This window comes from Sphingomonas sp., from assembly GCF_965248875.1.
GTDB lineage: Bacteria > Pseudomonadota > Alphaproteobacteria > Sphingomonadales > Sphingomonadaceae > Sphingomonas.
In genome coordinates this window covers 1,441,487-1,460,300 of the sequence record NZ_CBDFKR010000011.1, presented here as the reverse complement: position 1 = coordinate 1,460,300, position 18,814 = coordinate 1,441,487, and the positions used below count along the sequence as shown (strand labels likewise).

The 18,814-nt window shown below is 68.0% G+C and carries 19 protein-coding genes and 1 pseudogene; 15 read left to right on the top strand and 5 right to left on the bottom strand.

Annotated elements, in window-relative coordinates; genetic code table 11:
* The first annotated feature begins 81 nt into the window (after positions 1–81).
* The 14 genes from ACP2AD_RS14310 (at position 82) to lpdA (ending at position 14,867) form a co-directional block, all read left to right on the top strand.
* Positions 82–1,113, top strand: a complete 1,032-nt coding sequence (locus ACP2AD_RS14310; protein WP_425230715.1) for a C13 family peptidase — start codon at positions 82–84, stop codon at positions 1,111–1,113.
* A 61-nt stretch (positions 1,114–1,174) separates the two neighbouring features.
* Positions 1,175–1,750: an ATP-dependent Clp protease proteolytic subunit gene (locus tag ACP2AD_RS14305; protein ID WP_425230714.1), complete on the top strand. Its 576-nt coding sequence runs from the start codon at positions 1,175–1,177 to the stop codon at positions 1,748–1,750.
* Positions 1,751–1,872: 122 nt separating this feature from the next.
* A complete protein-coding gene (creD, locus tag ACP2AD_RS14300; protein ID WP_425230713.1) occupies positions 1,873–3,321 on the top strand; it encodes a cell envelope integrity protein CreD in 1,449 nt (482 codons plus the stop codon).
* A gap of 71 nt (positions 3,322–3,392) precedes the next feature.
* On the top strand, positions 3,393–4,175 hold the full coding sequence (locus ACP2AD_RS14295) for a succinate dehydrogenase iron-sulfur subunit (RefSeq protein WP_425230712.1): 783 nt from the start codon (positions 3,393–3,395) through the stop codon (positions 4,173–4,175).
* Between the two features lie 308 nt (positions 4,176–4,483).
* The gene (locus ACP2AD_RS14290) at positions 4,484–4,927 is read left to right on the top strand and encodes a PaaI family thioesterase (protein ID WP_425230711.1); all 444 of its coding nucleotides are present in this window, start codon (positions 4,484–4,486) and stop codon (positions 4,925–4,927) included.
* Between the two features lie 160 nt (positions 4,928–5,087).
* Positions 5,088–6,200 carry a cell division protein ZapE gene (zapE, locus tag ACP2AD_RS14285; RefSeq protein ID WP_425230710.1) on the top strand — a complete coding sequence of 371 codons (1,113 nt, stop codon included), beginning with the start codon at positions 5,088–5,090 and terminating at the stop codon, positions 6,198–6,200.
* On the top strand, positions 6,197–6,523 hold the full coding sequence (locus ACP2AD_RS14280) for a heavy metal-binding domain-containing protein (protein WP_425230709.1): 327 nt from the start codon (positions 6,197–6,199) through the stop codon (positions 6,521–6,523). Before zapE ends, ACP2AD_RS14280 begins: the two co-directional genes overlap by 4 nt.
* 105 nt (positions 6,524–6,628) lie before the next feature.
* On the top strand, positions 6,629–7,591 hold the full coding sequence (mdh, locus tag ACP2AD_RS14275; RefSeq protein WP_425230708.1) for a malate dehydrogenase: 963 nt from the start codon (positions 6,629–6,631) through the stop codon (positions 7,589–7,591).
* Between the two features lie 61 nt (positions 7,592–7,652).
* The gene (sucD, locus tag ACP2AD_RS14270) at positions 7,653–8,537 is read left to right on the top strand and encodes a succinate--CoA ligase subunit alpha (RefSeq protein WP_425230707.1); all 885 of its coding nucleotides are present in this window, start codon (positions 7,653–7,655) and stop codon (positions 8,535–8,537) included.
* Positions 8,538–8,632: 95 nt separating this feature from the next.
* Complete coding sequence (locus ACP2AD_RS14265) at positions 8,633–11,596, top strand: 2-oxoglutarate dehydrogenase E1 component (RefSeq protein WP_425230706.1); 2,964 nt, start codon at positions 8,633–8,635, stop codon at positions 11,594–11,596.
* Positions 11,597–11,605: 9 nt separating this feature from the next.
* On the top strand, positions 11,606–12,862 hold the full coding sequence (gene odhB / locus ACP2AD_RS14260) for a 2-oxoglutarate dehydrogenase complex dihydrolipoyllysine-residue succinyltransferase (protein ID WP_425230705.1): 1,257 nt from the start codon (positions 11,606–11,608) through the stop codon (positions 12,860–12,862).
* Positions 12,863–12,870: 8 nt separating this feature from the next.
* Entirely contained in the window at positions 12,871–13,107 is a 237-nt protein-coding gene (locus tag ACP2AD_RS14255) for a DUF433 domain-containing protein (RefSeq protein WP_425230704.1), read from the top strand.
* A 25-nt stretch (positions 13,108–13,132) separates the two neighbouring features.
* Positions 13,133–13,480, top strand: coding sequence for a hypothetical protein (locus ACP2AD_RS14250; RefSeq protein WP_425230703.1), 348 nt, complete (start codon positions 13,133–13,135; stop codon positions 13,478–13,480).
* Entirely contained in the window at positions 13,473–14,867 is a 1,395-nt protein-coding gene (gene lpdA / locus ACP2AD_RS14245; RefSeq protein WP_425230702.1) for a dihydrolipoyl dehydrogenase, read from the top strand. Before ACP2AD_RS14250 ends, lpdA begins: the two co-directional genes overlap by 8 nt.
* Positions 14,868–14,933: 66 nt before the next feature.
* Here the strand turns inward: lpdA and ACP2AD_RS14240 are convergent, their stop codons facing one another.
* The gene (locus ACP2AD_RS14240; RefSeq protein WP_425230701.1) at positions 14,934–16,019 is read right to left on the bottom strand and encodes a type I restriction endonuclease; all 1,086 of its coding nucleotides are present in this window, start codon (positions 16,017–16,019) and stop codon (positions 14,934–14,936) included.
* 100 nt (positions 16,020–16,119) lie between these two features.
* On the bottom strand, positions 16,120–16,263 hold the full coding sequence (locus ACP2AD_RS14235; protein WP_425230700.1) for a hypothetical protein: 144 nt from the start codon (positions 16,261–16,263) through the stop codon (positions 16,120–16,122).
* 83 nt (positions 16,264–16,346) lie between these two features.
* On the opposite strand from ACP2AD_RS14235, the gene ACP2AD_RS14230 reads away from it, so the two are divergent.
* Positions 16,347–16,649 (top strand): GCN5-related N-acetyltransferase, encoded by a 303-nt coding sequence (locus tag ACP2AD_RS14230; RefSeq protein WP_425230699.1) that lies wholly within the window; start codon positions 16,347–16,349, stop codon positions 16,647–16,649.
* Here the strand turns inward: ACP2AD_RS14230 and ACP2AD_RS14225 are convergent.
* From ACP2AD_RS14225 to ACP2AD_RS14215, 3 genes and pseudogenes are all read right to left on the bottom strand, one after another.
* The gene (locus ACP2AD_RS14225) at positions 16,646–17,491 is read right to left on the bottom strand and encodes a dienelactone hydrolase family protein (RefSeq protein ID WP_425230698.1); all 846 of its coding nucleotides are present in this window, start codon (positions 17,489–17,491) and stop codon (positions 16,646–16,648) included. The genes ACP2AD_RS14230 and ACP2AD_RS14225 overlap by 4 nt on opposite strands.
* Before the next feature lie 572 nt (positions 17,492–18,063).
* A pseudogene (locus ACP2AD_RS14220) lies at positions 18,064–18,360 on the bottom strand (TonB family protein); the annotation flags it as partial.
* Positions 18,361–18,450: 90 nt separating this feature from the next.
* Complete coding sequence (locus ACP2AD_RS14215) at positions 18,451–18,783, bottom strand: hypothetical protein (RefSeq protein ID WP_425230697.1); 333 nt, start codon at positions 18,781–18,783, stop codon at positions 18,451–18,453.
* Between the last annotated feature and the right edge of the window lie 31 nt (positions 18,784–18,814).

Genomic DNA, 18,814 nt, shown 5'->3' with positions numbered 1-18,814 from the left:
GACGGATATCCAACCGGCGCGGGCAGGGCAGGGTTCCTGCAACTTGACAGCCGTTGTGCCTGCGCGGAACACAGGTTGCCGATGCCTCGTCTCTTTCGCGCCCTCCTCGCCACCGCCGCCTTGCTGCCGCTCGCGGCATCGGGACAGACCCCTGCGGCCCCGCCATACCAGGCGGCGCAGCATCAATATGGCGCGCCGCTGATCGACCGGGCCTCGGCGCAGGAGCTGGCGGTCCTCGCCGACCAGGGCGTGTCGATTGAACACGACCGCCCCCCGGGGCAGGCGCTGGCCGAACATCGCCGCCTCGACACGGCGCTGGCCGCGCTCCAGCCGCAGCGGCACGGCGTCGTCGACGCCTATGTCGTCGCGGTCGCGCTCGACAGCGATCCGGTGTTCGGCCGGGAGGCGCGCGAGGCGGGGCGGGTGCTCGCCCGCCGCTACGGCGCGGCCGGGCACACGATCGTGCTCGCCGGCACCGACGGCAGCCGCGACAGCACGCTGCCAATGGGCTCGCCCGCCAACATCACCGCGGCGCTCGCCCGCGTCGCCGAGCTGATCGACCCCGACGAGGACGTGCTGGTGCTCTACACCACCAGTCACGGCGCGCCGTGGGGCATCGTCTACAATGACGGCGATCAGGGCTTCGGCGCGATTTCGCCGACGCGGTTGTGGACGACGCTGTCGACGCTGGGGATCAGGAACCGGTTGCTGCTCATCTCCGCCTGTTTCTCGGGCGTGTTTGTGCCGCTGCTCCAGTCGGACACCACCGCGATCCTGACCGCCGCCAGCGCCGACCGGACCTCGTTCGGCTGTCAGGCGGACCAGGACTGGACCTTTTTCGGCGACGCGACGATCAACCACGCGCTGCGCAAGCCGCAGCCCTTCTCCGCCGCCGCGGCGGAGGCGCGGGGCCTGATCGGCGGCTGGGAACGGCAGGGGCAGCTGACGCCGTCGCAGCCGCAGCTGTCGATCGGCCCCGGCGCGGCGCGGTGGCTGGCTGCACTGGAGGCGCACCTGCCGCCGGCGACCCCCGGTGTGGGAAGGCCGGCGACGGGCGCACTCGGCGCCGCGTCGGAACACCTGCGAGAGGGCAATCGGACCCGGCAAAAATAACGGTCGTGGTCAGCCGCGATCGCAAGGGAACATCGCGCCCGCCCGTCCGTTGCCGCGCCCCATGACCGACACCGACAGCAACGCCGTCAATTACCCCCTGCTCGCTGCGCCGCAGGTCCAGCTCGCCGGGCCGGTGGACGACCGCATGTACACCAGCTTCAAGCAACAGGTGGCGGCCGCCTATGGCGACGGGCCGCTGGTGGTGGCGATCACCACCCTTGGCGGCGACCCGGAGATGGCGCGCGCGATGGCCGACGACATCCGCCTGATCCGCGATTATACGGGTCGCGAGACGCTGTTCCTCGGCAAGGTCGCGGTCTATTCCGCGGGCGCCACCTTCATGTCGGGCTTTCCGGCCGAGAAGCGCTGGCTGACCCGCGGCTCGCGGCTGATGCTGCACGAGCGGCAGATGACCTCGACGATCAACCTGTCGGGGCCGCTCAACACGCTGCGTTATGCGCTGGAGGCGAAGCTCGCCGAGATCGAGGACTCGATCAGGATCCAGGACGAGGGCTTCCGCGCGTTGGTGGCGGGGTCGAGCGTCACCTTCGACGAGTTGAAGCAGAAGGCGTCATCGGCCTGGTACATCGAGGCGGTCGAGGCACGCGATCGGGGGCTGGTGCTCGATATCATCTAGGCCGCATGCGGCGGCCGTCCGCCTCCTGCACGCCCCCTGCACGGCTTTCCCGCCAAACCAACGCTGGATCGCGCCGCGCCCCCGCGTCAAGCCACGCTCGCCACAGCAGCGAGGTCCCGGCCATGACCAATCACAATCCCGACTATCACGACCCGGCCTATCCCGGCGGACCCTTTCCGCCGCCGCCGCGATTTGCGCCCCCCTCCCGCGGCCGCAGTCCGGGCGCCAAGCTCCTGATCGCACTGGCGCTGGCGGTGCTGCTCTGCATTCCGCTGTTCTCGATCTATCTCCTCAACTGGGATCGCCAGACCCAGGCCGACACCGCACGCACCGCGATCGTCGCGGGCTGGGGCGCGCCGCAGCGGCTGGCGGGGCCGGTGCTCGTCATCCCCTATCAGGCGCAGTCGACCGAGACGGTGACGCAGAACAACCAGGCCACGACCCGCGTCGTCACCGTCCAGCGCGAGCTGACGCTGGCCCCCGACCAGGCGGACCTGCGCACCACGGTCGCGCCCGAGCGGCGGCAGAAGTCCATCTACGAGGCGGTAATCTACACCGCGCAGGCGAGCGGCGACGTGCGCTTCAGCCTGCCCGCCGATCTGGTGCGGTCCGGCGTCACGGCGCAGCAGCTCGACTTGACACGCGCCGAGCTGCGCTTTGGACTGACCGACCCGCGCGGGCTGGTCGGCGCGCCGCCGGCGGTGGTCGCGGCCGGCCGCCGCATTCCGCTACGACCCGGCCGCGGTCCGGCGGAGACCGCGGGTGCGGGCTTCGTCGCGCCGCTCGACGCGAGCGCGCTGACGAGCGGCCCGATTCCGGTCAGCTTCGGCTTCGCATTCCGCGGTAATGGCTGGCTCAGCCTGATGCCGCAGGCGGGCGATACGCAATGGCGCGTCACCTCGCCCTGGGCTAGCCCCGGCTTCACCGGCGGCTTTCTTCCCGTCCGGCGCGACATCAGGGACAGCGGCTTCGACGCGACCTGGCGGGTCGGCAACCTCGCGCTCGGCCGCGCGCTGGTATCGACCAACGAGCCGGCCGACGGCAGCGTCGATCGGGCGGCGCGAACCCCGGAAGCGGCCGCTGCGGCGCCGGGTGACTATGAAGCACGCGTCGACCTGATCTCGCCGGTGGACCTCTATGCGCAGGTCAACCGCTCGGTGAAATACGGCTTCCTGTTCATCGGCTTCACCTTCGCCGCCTTCCTGCTGTTCGACGTGATCGGCGGGGTGCGCGTTGCCGTGCCGGAGTATCTCCTCGTCGGCATTGGCCTGGTGCTGTTCTTCGTCATGCTGCTCGCGTTCGCGGAGGTGATCGGCTTCGCCTACGCATACCTCGTCGCGGCGGGCGCGATCATCGGGCTGCTGGCGAGCTATTCGGCGGCGGTGCTGGGGAGCTGGCGGCGCGGCGGCATCATTGCGGCGCTGCTCGCCGGACTCTACGCGGTGCTGTACGTGCTGCTCAGCCTTGAAGCCTTCTCGCTGCTGATCGGCTCCGTGCTGCTGTTTTTCGCGCTCGCGGGCGTGATGTATGTCACCCGGCGGCTGGACTGGAGCGGGGTACGGACAGCGTAACGCGGGGTTTATCCCGTTGAGCAAGGGGGCGCGGTTCGCTATCGCGCCCCCAAGCTCGTGAGGTTTTTCAGATGGCCGATTTCCTTCTGCCCAAGAACAGCGTCGTCAGAAAGGGCAAGGCGCACGTCCCCGCCGCACCCGCGACGCGCGCGAAGAAGTTCAAGATCTACCGCTACGATCCCGACACGGGCGAAAACCCGCGCTACGACCGTTTCGAGATCGACCTGGACCAGACCGGACCGATGGTCCTCGACGCGCTGATCAAGATCAAGGCGGAGCAGGATTCGACCCTGACCTTCCGCCGGTCCTGCCGCGAGGGCATCTGCGGCTCCTGCTCGATGAACATCGACGGCCGCAACGGGCTCGCCTGCACCACCGCGATCGAGGACGTGAAGGGTGAGGTGAAGATCACGCCGCTGCCGCACATGGACGTCATCAAGGATCTGGTTCCCGACTTCACCCATTTCTACGCGCAATACGCCTCGATCCGGCCATGGCTGCAGACCGTCAGCCCGGCGCCCGCGGGCAAGGAGCGGCTGCAGTCGCCCGAGGAGCGTGCGAAGCTCGACGGGCTGTACGAGTGCATCCTGTGCGCGTGCTGCTCCACCTCATGCCCCAGCTACTGGTGGAACAGCGACAAGTTCCTTGGCCCCGCCATCCTGCTCCAGGCCTATCGCTGGCTCGCCGACAGCCGCGACGAAATGACCGGCGAGCGGCTCGATCAGCTGGAGGACCCGTTCCGGCTCTATCGCTGCCATACGATCATGAACTGCGCCAATGTCTGTCCCAAGGGGCTCAACCCCGCCAAGGCGATCGCCGAGGTCAAGAAGCTGGAAGCCGAGCGGGTGCTGTGAAGCCGGTACGCGGACAGCGAGTTTAGCGGCGAGACCGGCGCAACGGCCACGCCGCTCGTCCCGGGTTCGCCCGTTCGCGGATCATCGCCAACCCCGTCGAGGCGGCGCTTCGCGCGCGCTGATATGGCGGTGATTGCGGCATGATTGCACCATGTCGGCGGTAACCTGCGCTCACCGGGGCGGAGGTGGCGGCGTTGATCGCCCCCCCTACGCGATCGCATCGCCGCACTGGAGGCGGAGCGGGCGGGGGTAGCGGCGGCGGCGTGACGGCGGGGTGACGATCCCGAGCGGTCGCGCTAACGCACGGCATGACCGAACCGCTCTTCACCTACGCCGACGACCCCGCCGAGCCCGGCTGGAAGCGCTGGCAGTTTCGCGATCCGACGCGGTTCAACGCCTTTATCGAGCCGCTGTTCGTCCGCATCGAAGACGAGATCGCGCGCGTCCGCATGCAGCCGCGGCGCGAGCATTCGAACATGCGTGATGCGGTGCACGGCGGCGCGCTGCTCGGCTTCATGGACGTGGCGCTGTTCGCCGCCAGCCGCGGCTTCGGGTCGCTCGGCGCGGGCGGGGCGGTGACGCTGGACCTGTCGGCGCAGTTCATCGGCGCCGGGCGATGGGGCGAGCCGCTGGAAGCGCGGATCGAGCTGCTGCGCGAGACCGGCCGCATGCTCTTCCTGCGCGGGCTGGTGGTGCAGGAAGGGCAGCCGACCATCGCCAGCTTCACAGGCACGTTGAGGAAAATGGGGTGAGGTGCGCGTTCTGTCTCCCTCCCCTTGCGGGAGAGGGAGGAAGCGGACGAAGCCGGGGGAAGGGTGAGGGGGGTCGTCGCGGAGCGGCGACGCGGCGCATAGGTCCGCACCCCTCGTCCGGCGCGGCGCGCCACCTTCTCCGGCAAGGGGAGAAGGAAAAGTGAGGGCCGTTCTCCCCGCCTACGCCGCGCTCGTCGCCGCGGGCGAACTCCGCCCCGACCCGGAGCAGGCAGCCGCCGCCGCGCGCCTCGACGCACTCGCCGCCGCGCTGGAGGCGGTCCCGACCCGCGGCAGCACGCTGTGGCGGCTGATGCGCCGCCGCCCCCCATCCCCGCGCGGCGTCTATCTCTGGGGCACCGTCGGGCGCGGCAAGTCGATGCTGATGGACCTGTTCTTCGCGAACCTGGCGATCGGCCGCAAGCGCCGCGTCCATTTCGCCGAGTTCATGCTGGAGGTCCACGACCGCCTCGCGGTCGAGCGCCGCAAGGAGGCCGGCGATCCGATCCCGCCGGTGGCGGTCGCGATCGCCGAGGAGGTGCGCCTGCTCGCCTTTGACGAGATGATGGTCACCAACAGCCCCGACGCGATGATCCTGTCGCGGCTGTTCACCGCGCTGATCGAGGCGGGGGTGACCGTCGTCGCGACCTCCAACCGCGCGCCCGGCGACCTCTACCGCAACGGCCTCAACCGCGAGCATTTCCTGCCGTTCATCGCGCTGATCGAGGAGCGGCTGGACGTGGTCGCGCTCAACGGCCCGACCGATTATCGCCGCGACCGGCTGGGCGTGCAGGACACCTGGCTGACGCCCAACGGGCCTGCCGCCACCGCGCAGCTGTCGGCCGCCTTCTTCCGCCTTACTGACTATCCGGTCGAGGATGCGGCGCACGTCCCGGCCGAAAACCTGGTCGTTCAGGGCCGGACGCTGCACGTCCCGAAGGTGCTGAAGGGCGTCGCGGTCTTCTCCTTCAAGCGGCTGTGCGCGGAAGCGCGCGGGGCAGCCGACTATCTCGCGATCGCGCGGCGCCATCATACGGTGATCGTAGTCGGCATTCCCGTCCTCGGACCCGAGAACCGCAATGAGGCAGCGCGCTTCGTGTCCCTGATCGACGCGCTCTATGAACACCGCGTCAAGCTGCTCGCCGCCGCCGACGCGCAACCCGATGCGCTCTATCCGGCGGGGGATGGCCGGTTCGAGTTTCAGCGCACCGTCAGCAGGCTGGAAGAGATGCGCTCGGACGCGTATCTGGCACTCGGACATGGGGGGATAGCATGATCGTCACGACCACGGAAAACGTACCCGGCCACCGCGTCGCCTGGGTGTTCGGCACCGCCTTCGGCATCGTCGTGCGCAGCCGCGGCATCGGCGGCAACATCGCCGCCAGCTTCCGCTCGATCGGCGGCGGCGAGATCGTCGAATACACCAAGCTGGTCGACGACACCCGGCGCCAGGCGATGGATCGGCTGATGCAGAACGCCGCGCAGATGGGCGCCAACGCGGTGGTGATGATGCGTTTCGATTCGGGCGAGATCGCGCAGGGGATGAACGAGGTGGTCGCCTATGGAACCGCCGTCGCTGTCGAGCCGCTGCAACAGTAATTGCGACTGCGAACCGTTTGCAATAGGTGGCTTTAACGGTTGCCGCAACGGCAGGATGCGCCTATGCGCGCGCCCAGGCTCTTCCATAGCCAAGGGGATGCACGGGTGGCCCGCAAGAAGATCGCGCTGATCGGTGCCGGCAATATCGGCGGGACGCTCGCGCATTTGGCGGCGCTGAAGGGACTTGGCGATATCGTCCTGTTCGATGTCGTCGAGGGCGTGCCGCAGGGCAAGGCGCTCGATCTGTCGCAGTGCGGCCCGGTCGAGGGGTTCGATGCGACGATCACCGGCTCGAACGACTATGCCGACATCGCGGGTGCCGACGTCATCATCGTTACCGCCGGCGTTGCCCGCAAGCCCGGGATGAGCCGCGACGACCTGCTCGGCATCAACCTAAAGGTGATGAAGGCCGTGGGCGAGGGGATCAAGGCCAACGCCCCCGGCGCCTTCGTGATCTGCATCACCAACCCGCTCGACGCGATGGTGTGGGCGCTGCGCGAGTTCTCCGGGCTCCCGACCCACAAGGTGGTCGGCATGGCGGGCGTGCTCGACTCCGCGCGCTTCAGCCACTTTCTGGCGGATGAGTTCAACGTCTCGGTCAAGGACGTGACGAGCTTCGTGCTCGGCGGCCATGGCGACACGATGGTGCCGGTGATCAGCTACTCGACCGTGTCGGGCATCCCCGTTCCCGACCTGATCAAGATGGGCCGGTCGACGCAGGAGCGCATCGACGCGATCGTCAAGCGCACCCGCGGCGGCGGCGGCGAGATCGTCGCGCTGCTCAAGACCGGCTCGGCTTACTACGCGCCCGCCACCAGCGGCATCGCGATGGCGGAGGCGTACCTCTACGACCAGAAACGTGTCCTGCCCGCGGCGGCCTATGTCGACGGCCAGTACGGGTTGACCGGCCTGTATGTCGGCGTGCCGGTGGTGATCGGCGCGGGCGGTGTCGAGCAGATCGTCGAGATCGCGCTCGACGACGAAGCGAAGGCCAATCTAACGGTCAGCGTCGACGCGGTGAAGGAACTACTGGTCGCCTGCAAGGGCATCGACGGGTCGCTGAACTAACCATCGAACCGGTGATCAGGCGGAAGCGCCGCGCCGGCGTCCTTTCGGGAACGGAGACCCAATGAGCATCCTCGTCGACCGGAACACCAAGGTCATCACCCAGGGCATGACCGGCGAGACCGGCTCGTTCCACACCAAGGCGGCGCTGGACTACGGCACGCAGATGGTCGGCGGCGTCACGCCGGGGAAGGGCGGGACCGAGCATCTGGGTCTGCCCGTCTATGACACCGTCGCCGAGGCGGTGAGCAGAAGCGGCGCGACCGCGTCCGTCATCTACGTGCCGCCGCCCTTCGCCGCGGACTCGATCCTGGAGGCGATCGACGCCCGGGTGCCGCTGATCGTCACGATCACCGAGGGCATTCCGGTGCTCGACATGGTCAAGGTCAAGCGCGCGCTCAGCGGCTCCAGGTCGCGGCTGATCGGTCCCAACTGCCCGGGCGTGCTGACGCCCGGCGAGTGCAAGATCGGCATCATGCCGGGGTCGATCTTCAAGGAGGGTTCGGTCGGCGTCGTGTCGCGTTCGGGCACGCTGACCTACGAGGCGGTATTCCAGACCTCGAACGCGGGGCTCGGCCAGACGACGGCGGTCGGCATCGGCGGCGACCCGGTCAACGGCACCAACTTCATCGACGTGCTGGAACTGTTCCTCGCCGACGAGGCGACCCAGTCGATCATCATGATCGGCGAGATCGGCGGATCGGCGGAAGAGGAGGCCGCGCAGTTCCTCAAGGACGAGGCGAAGCGCGGACGCAAGAAGCCGATGGCGGGGTTCATCGCCGGCCGCACCGCGCCGCCGGGGCGTCGCATGGGCCATGCCGGCGCGATCGTGTCGGGCGGCCAGGGCGGCGCGGAGGACAAGATCGCGGCGATGGAAGCGGCGGGGATCAAGGTCGCGGCGTCGCCGTCCGAACTGGGATCGACGCTGGTGGGCGTGTTGAACGGGTAATCCCTCGTCCTGGCGAGGGCCGGGATCCATCGGGCCGCATGTCCCGGTGGAGAGATGGACCCCGGCTTGCGCCGGGGTGACGGAAGGAACGCCGCATGGGCTACGAGAACAACGACTTCGGCGAGATCGCGGGACAGGTCAGCCCGGCCTTCATCGAGCAGCTCTACGCCCGCTACAAGATCGCGCCCGATGCGGTCGAGCCGGGCTGGCGCGGGATGTTCGAGGGGCTGGAGGGTAGCGAGCGCGGGCCGTCCTGGAGCAATCCCGCCTGGCCGCCGAGCACGACCGACGACCTGACCGCCGCGCTCGACCCGACCCAGATGGAGCCGCCCGCCAAGGCGGCGCGGGCCGCCAAACCCGCCGCCAACGCCGCCCCGGCCGCTGCGTCGCAGGCCGACATCATCAAGGCTGCGTCCGACGCGATCCGCGTCCAACTGCTGATCCGCACCTATCGCGTCCGCGGCCATCTCGCCGCCAATCTCGACCCGCTCGGCCTCGCTGGCATGCGCGAGCTGCCCGCCGACCTCACGACCGATTATTACGGCTTCACCGACGCCGACATCGACCGGCCGGTGTACCTGGGCGGTACGTTGGGCATGGAATGGGCGAGCGTGCGCGAGGTCGTCGACACGCTCAGGGCCAATTACTGCGGCCCGGTCGGCCTGGAGTACATGCACATCGCCGACGTGGACGAACGCCGGTTCCTCCAGGAGCGGATGGAGGGCAAGGACAAGGCGATCGACTTCACCGCGCAGGGCAAGAAGGCGATCCTCAACAAGGTCGTCGAGGCCGAGCAGTGGGAGAAGTTCTGCGGCCGCAAGTTCGTCGGCACCAAGCGGTTCGGGCTCGACGGCGGCGAGAGCATGATCCCGGCGCTGGAGAGCGTGATCAAATATGGCGGCGCGATGGGGGTGCGCGAGATCGTCTTCGGCATGGCGCATCGCGGCCGGCTCAACGTCTTGGCGAACGTGCTCGCCAAGCCGCTGCGCGTCATCTTCCACGAGTTCGCCGGCGGCTCCGCCAACCCTGACGACATCGGTGGATCGGGCGACGTGAAGTACCATCTGGGTACGTCGACCGACCGCGAGTTCGACGGGATCAAGGTCCATATGTCGCTGGTCGCCAACCCCTCGCACCTGGAAGCAGCCGACCCGGTGGTTCTCGGCAAGGTCCGCGCGATTCAGACCATTGCCGAGGACTTGGAGGACCACGCCGCCTCTCTGCCCGTACTGATCCACGGCGACGCGGCGTTCGCGGGGCAGGGCATCGTCTGGGAGTGCCTCGGCTTCTCGGGCATCCGCGGCTACAACACCGGCGGCTGCGTCCACTTCATCATCAACAACCAGATCGGTTTCACGACCAGCCCGCAGTTCGCGCGCTCGTCGCCCTATCCGTCGGACGTCGCAAAAGGCGTCCAGGCCCCCGTCTTCCACGTCAACGGCGACGATCCGGAGGCGGTCACCTTCGCGACCAAGATGGCGATGGAGTTCCGCCAGAAGTTCCACCGCGACGTGGTGATCGACATGTGGTGCTATCGCCGCTTCGGGCATAATGAGGGCGACGAGCCGGGCTTCACTCAGCCGCTGATGTACAAGGCGATCCGCGACCACGCCCCGGTCAGCGAGGTCTATGCCCGTCGCCTCGTCGAGCAGGGCACGATCGACCGCGCCTGGCTCGACGAGAATGTCAGGCAGTACACGACGCTGCTGGACGGCGAGTTCGAGGCGGGGCAGTCGTACAAGCCCAACAAGGCGGACTGGTTCGCGGGCCGCTGGTCGGGGCTGCACGCGCCCGCCGATGCGGAAACCGCTCGGCGTAACGTCGAGACGGGGATCGAGCCAAAGCTGCTGACCGCGCTCGGCCGGACGCTGACCACACCGCCCGCCGACCTGGCGATCCACAGGACGCTGGCGCGCGTCCTCGACGCCAAGCGCGCGATGTTCGACACCGGCGAAGGGGTCGACTGGGCGACGGGTGAGGCGCTCGCGTTCGGGGCGCTGCTGTCGGAGGGCTATGGTGTGCGCCTGTCCGGCCAGGACTCCGGCCGCGGCACGTTCAGCCAGCGCCATGCCGTCTGGGTCGACCAGAATGACGAGCACAAATATATCCCGCTCTGCACCATCCCGCACGGCCGGTTCGAGGTGCTCGACAGCCCCTTGAGCGAATATGGCGTGCTCGGGTTCGAATACGGCTATGCGCTCGCCGATCCCAAGACGCTGGTCCTTTGGGAGGCGCAGTTCGGCGACTTCGCCAACGGCGCGCAGATCATGATCGATCAGTTCATCGCGTCGGGCGAGTCTAAATGGCTGCGCGCCAATGGCCTCGTTCTGCTGCTGCCGCACGGCTATGAAGGGCAGGGGCCGGAGCATTCGTCGGCGCGGCCCGAGCGCTTCCTGCAGCTGTGCGCCGGCGACAACATGCAGGTCGCGAACTGCACCACGCCGGCGAACTATTTCCACCTGCTGCGCCGCCAGATGCACCGGCCGTTCCGCAAGCCGCTGGTCGTGTTCACACCCAAGTCGCTGCTCCGCCACAAGCTGGCGGTCAGCCCGATCGCGGACTTCGGCGGCGACAGCCATTTCCGCCGGCTGCTGTCCGATCCGGGCGGCGCGGCGGATGCGGAGACGCGCCGCGTGGTGCTGTGCACCGGCAAGGTCGCCTATGACCTGCTCGAAGCGCGCGACGCCGCGGGTGACAAGGACACGCAGGTGATCCGGGTCGAACAGCTCTACCCGTTCCCCGGCGAGCCGCTAACCGACCGGCTCATGCGGATGCCGAAGCTCGAAGAGGTCGTGTGGGCGCAGGAGGAGCCGAAGAACCAGGGCTATTGGTTCTTTGTCGAACCCTTCATCGAAGGTGCGCTGGCCGACGCCAAGGACGCGGTGAAGCGGCCCCGCTACGCCGGCCGCGCCGCCAGCGCATCGCCCGCGACCGGGCTGATGAAGCGGCACCAACTGGAACAGGGCGCGCTGGTCGCCGACGCGCTGGGCCATTCGGTCCGCGGCGAAGTCCGCCGCAATCGCGAAACCGATCGCAAGGCGGGCAAGGCCGCCAGCTGAGGATTAGATATGGCAACCGAAGTTCTGGTCCCCACGCTGGGCGAATCGATCACCGAAGCGACACTTGGCGAATGGCTGAAGCAGCCCGGCGACAAGGTGGCGGCGGACGAGCCGATCGCTAGCCTGGAAACCGACAAGGTCTCGGTCGAAGTGCCCTCGCCGGTGGCGGGCACGATGGGCGAGCACGCCGTCAAGGTCGGCGATACCGTATCGGTCGGCGCGATGATCGCGACGATCGACGCGGGCGCCGGGGCTCCGGCGCAGGCCGCGGCGCCGCAGCCCGCGGTTACGCGCGAACCGGACAGCGCGCCTGCCGCCCCGGCTGGCGAAGGCGTCGCCGCCACCGGCGCTGCGGCGCTCTCCCCTTCGGTCCGCCGCGCGGTGCTGGAGACAGGCGTCGACCCGGGGACCGTCACCGGCACCGGCAAGGACGGCCGCCTGACCAAGGATGACGTCCTGGCCGCGGCGCAAAAGCCCGCACCCGCACCCGCGCCCGCGCCCGCGCCCGCGCCCGCTCCGGCGCCCGCCCCTGCGCCACAGACCCCTTCCGTGGCCGCCGCCTCCGGCCGCGCCGAGGAGCGCGTGCGCATGACGCGGCTGCGCCAGACGATCGCGCGCCGGCTCAAGGAAGCGCAGAACACCGCCGCGATGCTGACGACGTTCAACGACGTCGACATGACCGCGGTGATCGAAGCGCGCACCCGCTACAAGGACCTGTTCGAGAAGAAGCACGGCGTCCGCCTCGGCTTCATGGGCTTCTTCGTGAAGGCCGCGTGCATGGCGCTGAAGGACGTGCCGAGCGTCAACGCCTCGATCGACGGCGACGACATCGTCTATCACGATTACGCCGACATCTCGGTCGCGGTGTCGTCGCCCGGCGGGCTGGTCGTCCCCGTCATCCGCGATGCCGACCGGCTGAGCGTTGCGCAGGTCGAAAAGGCGATCGGCGATTATGGCAGGCGCGCCAAGGACGGCACGCTCAAGATGGACGAGATGAAGGGCGGCACCTTCACCATCTCCAACGGCGGCGTGTTCGGCTCGCTGATGTCGACCCCGATCATCAACCCGCCGCAGTCGGCGGTGCTCGGCCTCCACCGCATCGAGGATCGCCCGGTCGTTCGCGACGGCCAGGTCGTGGTCCGCCCGATGATGTATCTTGCGCTAAGCTACGACCATCGCCTGATCGACGGCCGCGAGGCGGTGACGTGGCTGGTGGCGCTGAAGAATGCTATCGAGGATCCGACACGGCTGCTGATTGATCTGTGAGGGCGGTGATGGACTGGCGCGAGCACATCTATTCTAATCCGGGTATTCTCGGCGGCAAGCCTGTGGTGCGGGGCACGCGCATCTCCGTCGAGCTGATCCTGGAATATCTGGCGGAGGGGGGCAGCACCGCCGACATCATCGACGGTTACCCGAGCCTGACCGAGAACAGCATCCGGGCGGCTGTCGCATTCACTCACGATCTGCTCTTGAAGGAGGCGGCGTCGGCTCGTCAGGAAGCCGCCTGACGCGTGCGGATCATTGCCGACCAGAATGTGCATCGGCGCGTCGTCATGCGTCTGCGCGGAGCCGGTTATGACGTTGAGTGGATACAAGAAACAAATGCCGGGTTGGTTGGATGCACAGTTGTTGCAGCGCGCCGATATCGCCGATGCAGTTTTTGTAACCGGCGACAAAGGCTTTGGCGACTGGACCTTCAACAAGGGCCTGCCCCGGCCGCTGGCGATCTTGCTGAGTCGCTTGCCGCACGCGGAATGGGCATTCACTGCCGATCGCCTCATCGCCTGCCTTGAACGAGGCATCGAGCCGGGCCAGATGATCGCTATTACCAAAGGCGGCGAGCGCGCGAAGCCGTTCCCTCCTGGAGCAGATAATGCCTGACACCTACAACTACGACGTCCTTGTCATCGGCGCCGGGCCCGGCGGTTATGTCGCCGCGATCCGTGCGGCGCAGCTGGGGCTGAAGACCGCCTGCGTGGAAGCGCGCGAGACGCTGGGGGGGACGTGCCTCAACGTCGGCTGCATCCCATCCAAGGCGATGCTGCACGCATCCGAATATTTCGACGCCGCGGCCAACGGCGCGATGGCGAAGATGGGGGTGAAGGTCACGCCCGAACTCGATCTCGACACGATGCACGGCCAGCGCCGCGATGCGGTCAAGCAGCTGACCGGCGGCATCGAGTTCCTGTTCAAGAAGAACAAGGTGACCTGGCTCAAGGGACGCGCCAGCTTCACCGATCCGAACACGCTGCAGGTCGGCGATCAGACCGTCACCGCCAAGAACATCGTCATCGCCACCGGCTCGTCGGTGACGCCGCTGCCCGGCGTCGAGGTCGACCAGCAGGTCGTGGTCGACTCGACCGGCGCGCTCGAGCTGGCCAAGGTGCCCGAGCACCTCGTCGTGATCGGCGGCGGCGTGATCGGGCTGGAGCTGGGCAGCGTCTGGCGGCGGCTCGGCGCGAAAGTGACGGTGGTCGAATATCTGGACCAGATCCTCCCGGGCTTTGACGGCGATGTGCGCAAGGAAGCCAATCGCATCTTCAAGAAGCAGGGCATGGAGTATCGCCTCGGCACCAAGGTGACCGGCGTCACCGTGCAGGGCGGCAAGGCCAGCGTCGCTGTGGAACCGGCGAAGGGCGGGGAGGGCGAGACGCTCCAGGCCGACGCCGTGCTTGTCTCGATCGGCCGCCGGCCCAACACCGACGGACTCGGACTCGACAAGATCGGGCTCGCGCCGAACGCACGCGGCCAGATCGAGACCGATCACGACTTCCGCACCGCGGTCGAGGGCGTGTGGGCGATCGGCGACGTCATCCCCGGCCTGATGCTGGCGCACAAGGCCGAGGACGAGGGCATCGCCGTCGCCGAGAACATCGCCGGCCAGCACGGCATCGTGAACCACGATGTCATCCCAAGCGTGGTCTATACCTGGCCTGAGATCGCGGGCGTCGGTCTCACCGAGGAAGCCGCCCGCGAACGCGGCGAGATCAAGGTCGGCAAGTTCCCGATGGCCGGCAACAGTCGCGCGAAGACCAACCACGAGCCCGACGGCTTCGTGAAGATCATCGCCGACGCCACGACTGACCGCGTGCTCGGTGTCTGGGCGATCGCCAGCGTCGCCGGAACGATGATCGCCCAAGCCGCGCAGGCGATGGAGTTCGGCGCGACCAGCGAGGACATCGCCTATACCTGCCATGCGCATCCGACGCATTCGGAAGCGATCAAGGAAGCGGCGATGGCGGTGCGGGGGAAGGCCATTCACGTCTAGCCGCAGCTACCCTGCCGCTAGTATACAGATCGGCACAACTGACCGCGCGACGCTGTGGCGGCGGACCTACTCGGAGCCCCGCCCGCCGTCCAGTTCCGCGATCCGCGCCACGATCTCGGCCTCCAGCTTGTAGATGTCGGTCAGCGCGCTCACCGCGTGTCTGGTCTCCGCCTTGCCTGCGAAGGTCCCGACATAGCGCGTCGTCGGGCTGTTGAAATGAAGCCTCGCCAGGCTTTTGCGATTGTTGTCGTCGAGCAGGATCGCGCAATACGACTTGCTGTCGCGAATGACGACGCGCTTCGGATCGAGGTGGCGGGCGGCGATCGCCTGGACGATGCGAAACCCGCCGATCTCGTCCTCGGTCGTGATCACCCCATCTTCCGCGACCGACATGTCGTCGGAGCCGCCGTCGGGCAGGTCGACCGGTGCGGGGTTGGCGACGTTGAGCGCGCTGGTCAGCCGGTCGTTGACCCGGTCGCGGATCAGCCCGGCGATCGACGCGGACAGCACCGGCGCCAGCTGATCCTTCACCTGGGCCGTGAATCGCAGGCCGGGCTGGATGCGGGTCGCCATCATCCGCACGAACTCGTCTGATGGCAGGGCGAACTCCCGGTCCAGCTCGATGCGCATCTGCGACTCGAGCTTGAGCCGCCCCGCCTCCGCCAGGATGGCGTCGATGTCGAACTGATGCCGGCCGAACCGCTCCAGCGTGACCGGGTCGCTGCGGCGGATGCTGTCCATCGAAAAGACGAAGAACGGTTTTTCGTCCATCTTGTTGGGCTGTTCGATGTCCGAGTAGAATTGATAGGCGACGCCGTTGGTCAGCACGGCGACGCGCGCGTCGGTGGTCGAGAAATAGCGGAACAGCTGGCTGGCGTGCTTCAGGTCGAGGTCGACCGACGACGGCTTGCACTCGACCAGCATCGCGACCTTGCCGTCGATGCAGATCGCATAGTCGACCTTCTCGCCCTTCTTCACCCCGACATCGGCAGTGAATTCGGGGATGACCTCACCCGGATTGAACACGTCATAACCGAGCGCCTGCAGGAACGGCATCACCAGCGCCGTCTTCGCCGCTTCTTCCGTCAGCAACAGCTCGCGATGCTGCGCCGTCCGCTTCTCCAGCTCGATCAGCTTGGTTCCCAGTTCCATCGACGTCTCCCTTCGGACGACGCAGACTAGCCGGTTGCCGCGGAGCGAACAGGCCGCGAACGCAACGTTGCAAATTTGTAACGTAGGCGGCGGTCGACGATTATCTGGCCGCGCGCGCTCGCTGCCACCAGCGTACCGCCAGCCCCGCGCCGAGCACAAAGCCGCCGGGTGCAAGCAGCACGACGGCGGCCAGGCCGATGCGCTGGACGGCTTTAGGACTGAGCTTGGCGATGGCACGGGCCATGCGTCAGCAGTAACATCCGGCGATTAGCATCGGGTTAACCATGCCGGAGGGAACGGCGCGCCGCGGCGCTCGTCGCATCGATAATGGACCGTCTAGCCCTGGAGGCCCGCTGGCTCGAGTTGACCCGCACGACGCTGCCTGCCCTTGCGGCCGCGCGTCGCTGGCCGGTCAGGGCCGACCATTGCTTTCAGCGCATCCTGCTCGATCATGTCTGTGGCGGCTGCTGGTACGATCATCTCGGCGGACGGCCTGCCTATCGGTGCCTCGATGACGAGCAGCTGCGGCGCGCCGTCGCTGCGGCCGAGGCCATTGTTGCGGGCGATGCGGACGTCGACCTGCTCAACCGCCGGTCGCTGGCGTACCGGTCCGCGCGCCGCGCGCGCTAGGCGACGCCATGCCCGCGCAACCAGCGCAGCAGCCGCCCCCAGCCGTCGGCCGCATCCGCGGCGCGATAGCTGTCGCGGTAGTCGGCGTGAAAGCCATGCGGCGCGTCCGGGTAGACGACGATCTCGGCGGTCTTGCCCGCCGCCGCGACGGCCGCGCGCATGGCGGCAATGTCGGTCTGCGGAATGCCCTGATCCAGCGCGCCGTACAGCCCCAGCACCGGCGCGTGCAGCTCGCCCGCCCGCGCCGCCAGCCCGCCGAGCCGCCCATACCACGCGACCCCCGCCTTGATGTCCGGGTCAACCATCGCCGCGCGCCACACCACCGCGCCGCCCCAGCAGAAACCGGTGATGCCGATCGCGTCCGGCTTGGTGAAGGAGCGCGCCTTGAGCCACGCTGAAGTTGCGCGGACGTCGTCATCGACCTGCGCCGCACCCGCCTGCTGCACCACCGGCATGATCTGCGCGAAGTCGGTCAGCGACGGCAGGTCGACGCCCGAGCGGTAGAAGAAGTCGGGTGCGACCGCGACGAAGCCCTCGCGCGCCAGCCTGCGGCACACGTCCTTGATATAGGCGTGGATGCCGAACACCTCGTTGACGACGATCACCGCCGGATGCCGCCCCGGCGTCGCCGGTCGCGCGACATAGGCGGGCAGCGGGCGGGGCGCGCCGTTGGCGATCAGCACCTCTTCAATGGTTAGCCCCGCCGTCGGCGTCGTCACCGGCCGCGCCTCCGCCGACCACCCCGCCAGCGCGTAACCCGCCGCGAACATCGACACCGCCCCGCGCCGCGTGAGGTGAAGGTCCTGCGGCTGCGTGCCGTCGGGGCGGGTGAGGGTGGGCATGGGGGGCTCCGGTTGCTCGGTTGAATATGGTTGATCGCGGAGGCGCTCGGAACGACATCGTTGTCGGGGCCGCTAGTTGGGGATAGCCTGACCGGTTGTTGCGCTGCTGCTAGTACTCGCTGGAAAGTAAAGCGTCCAGTCGATCGCAGTGACAAACGTTCTGAGCCCAGTGAATCCACGACCCGTTGACATACCGATGCACTCTCCAACGATTGTGCGGCAGATGGATCTGGCGTTCGCGATCGACAGGATTGTGCATGCCCATCGGGGCCGATCCTCGTCACTGTTTCGGTCAGCGTCACACGGCGTCCCTCCACAGGTCGGCGCGGCACAGGGCCGTCGCCCTCGAAGCGAAAGCTGTCGATAGTCAAGCGATCCGCTCGCACGTAATTACGGCCAAAGTACTGAAGCAGTAGGTCGGGTGCCGCGTTGCATCCACGCCGTGTCGTGTCCACGATCGCACCATCGTCGTCGTAGCGGATGCAGGAGGTCGCGCGTCCGTTACGCAGCGCGATGACCAGCCGAAAGCCTGAGGGTTGTACGTCGATTGCCGGATTTCCCCACAGCACCGGCAGTAGATAAGAACCCGCAATTGGCTGGCCATGTCCGTCACGCGCCGGCTCGAACTGCGCGCGCTCGCGTACGCGACGACATACGGTCGCATCCAGCACGGGAGACCCTGACGAGCGCGTAATCTCGCAGGACGTAACCTCGCCGCGCGCATCGACGGCGAGCTCGGCCACTGTCCGTCCTTGCACCTGCCGCAGCGCGGGAGGGTCATCAGCGTCGGATATCCAGCTTGCGGGAGACGTTCGCGGCCTCGCTTCGCGCGCAGTATTCTCGATCTGCCCACCTACTGACAATAGCATCGCCAAGCCGATCATGCCGTTTTCGACCTGTCGGTGAGGACCGTACCCCACGTGCCGAAATCGTGCGCCAGCGGCAAAGCTTTGTCGAGTTTACGACTTCCGCGGAAACAGCCGCCCCAGCACCGCCTCCGCGCCGGCGCCGATCGCATCTCCCAGCGCGTCGGGCTTGGCGACGCCCGGGCCGCCCGGGGCTGCGGGCGCGGCGGCGACCGGCTCGGCGGGCTTGGCCGCGCGCTTCGCCGCGGCCGCGCGCGCGACGTTGGCGGCGATGCCGGCGACCGTCGCCGCGCCGCGAATGATGGCGGCGCGGCCGTCCTCGGTCTGCGCCTGTTCTATCAGCCTGGCACCGCCCTTGCGCAGCTCCTTGGGGATTTTCACGCCGCCGATCCGCTTGGGCAGCTTCACCTTCTTCGCCTTCGCCATCCTCACCCTTCCTTCCGGTGTATGAACTCGG

What these genes read in the sequence shown, in the direction of transcription:
- odhB (WP_425230705.1), top strand. Translation starts at nt 11,606, where the DNA reads ATGGCAACCGAAGTTCTGGTCCCCACGCTGGGCGAATCGATCACCGAA.
- ACP2AD_RS14280 (WP_425230709.1), top strand. Translation starts at nt 6,197, where the DNA reads ATGATCGTCACGACCACGGAAAACGTACCCGGCCACCGCGTCGCCTGG.
- ACP2AD_RS14250 (WP_425230703.1), top strand. Translation starts at nt 13,133, where the DNA reads ATGTGCATCGGCGCGTCGTCATGCGTCTGCGCGGAGCCGGTTATGACG.
- ACP2AD_RS14215 (WP_425230697.1), bottom strand. Translation starts at nt 18,783, where the DNA reads ATGGCGAAGGCGAAGAAGGTGAAGCTGCCCAAGCGGATCGGCGGCGTG.
- ACP2AD_RS14305 (WP_425230714.1), top strand. Translation starts at nt 1,175, where the DNA reads ATGACCGACACCGACAGCAACGCCGTCAATTACCCCCTGCTCGCTGCG.
- ACP2AD_RS14290 (WP_425230711.1), top strand. Translation starts at nt 4,484, where the DNA reads ATGACCGAACCGCTCTTCACCTACGCCGACGACCCCGCCGAGCCCGGC.
- creD (WP_425230713.1), top strand. Translation starts at nt 1,873, where the DNA reads ATGACCAATCACAATCCCGACTATCACGACCCGGCCTATCCCGGCGGA.
- ACP2AD_RS14240 (WP_425230701.1), bottom strand. Translation starts at nt 16,019, where the DNA reads ATGGAACTGGGAACCAAGCTGATCGAGCTGGAGAAGCGGACGGCGCAG.
- ACP2AD_RS14225 (WP_425230698.1), bottom strand. Translation starts at nt 17,491, where the DNA reads ATGCCCACCCTCACCCGCCCCGACGGCACGCAGCCGCAGGACCTTCAC.
- lpdA (WP_425230702.1), top strand. Translation starts at nt 13,473, where the DNA reads ATGCCTGACACCTACAACTACGACGTCCTTGTCATCGGCGCCGGGCCC.
- ACP2AD_RS14230 (WP_425230699.1), top strand. Translation starts at nt 16,347, where the DNA reads ATGGACCGTCTAGCCCTGGAGGCCCGCTGGCTCGAGTTGACCCGCACG.
- ACP2AD_RS14235 (WP_425230700.1), bottom strand. Translation starts at nt 16,263, where the DNA reads ATGGCCCGTGCCATCGCCAAGCTCAGTCCTAAAGCCGTCCAGCGCATC.
- ACP2AD_RS14295 (WP_425230712.1), top strand. Translation starts at nt 3,393, where the DNA reads ATGGCCGATTTCCTTCTGCCCAAGAACAGCGTCGTCAGAAAGGGCAAG.
- ACP2AD_RS14255 (WP_425230704.1), top strand. Translation starts at nt 12,871, where the DNA reads ATGGACTGGCGCGAGCACATCTATTCTAATCCGGGTATTCTCGGCGGC.
- ACP2AD_RS14310 (WP_425230715.1), top strand. Translation starts at nt 82, where the DNA reads ATGCCTCGTCTCTTTCGCGCCCTCCTCGCCACCGCCGCCTTGCTGCCG.
- sucD (WP_425230707.1), top strand. Translation starts at nt 7,653, where the DNA reads ATGAGCATCCTCGTCGACCGGAACACCAAGGTCATCACCCAGGGCATG.
- ACP2AD_RS14265 (WP_425230706.1), top strand. Translation starts at nt 8,633, where the DNA reads ATGGGCTACGAGAACAACGACTTCGGCGAGATCGCGGGACAGGTCAGC.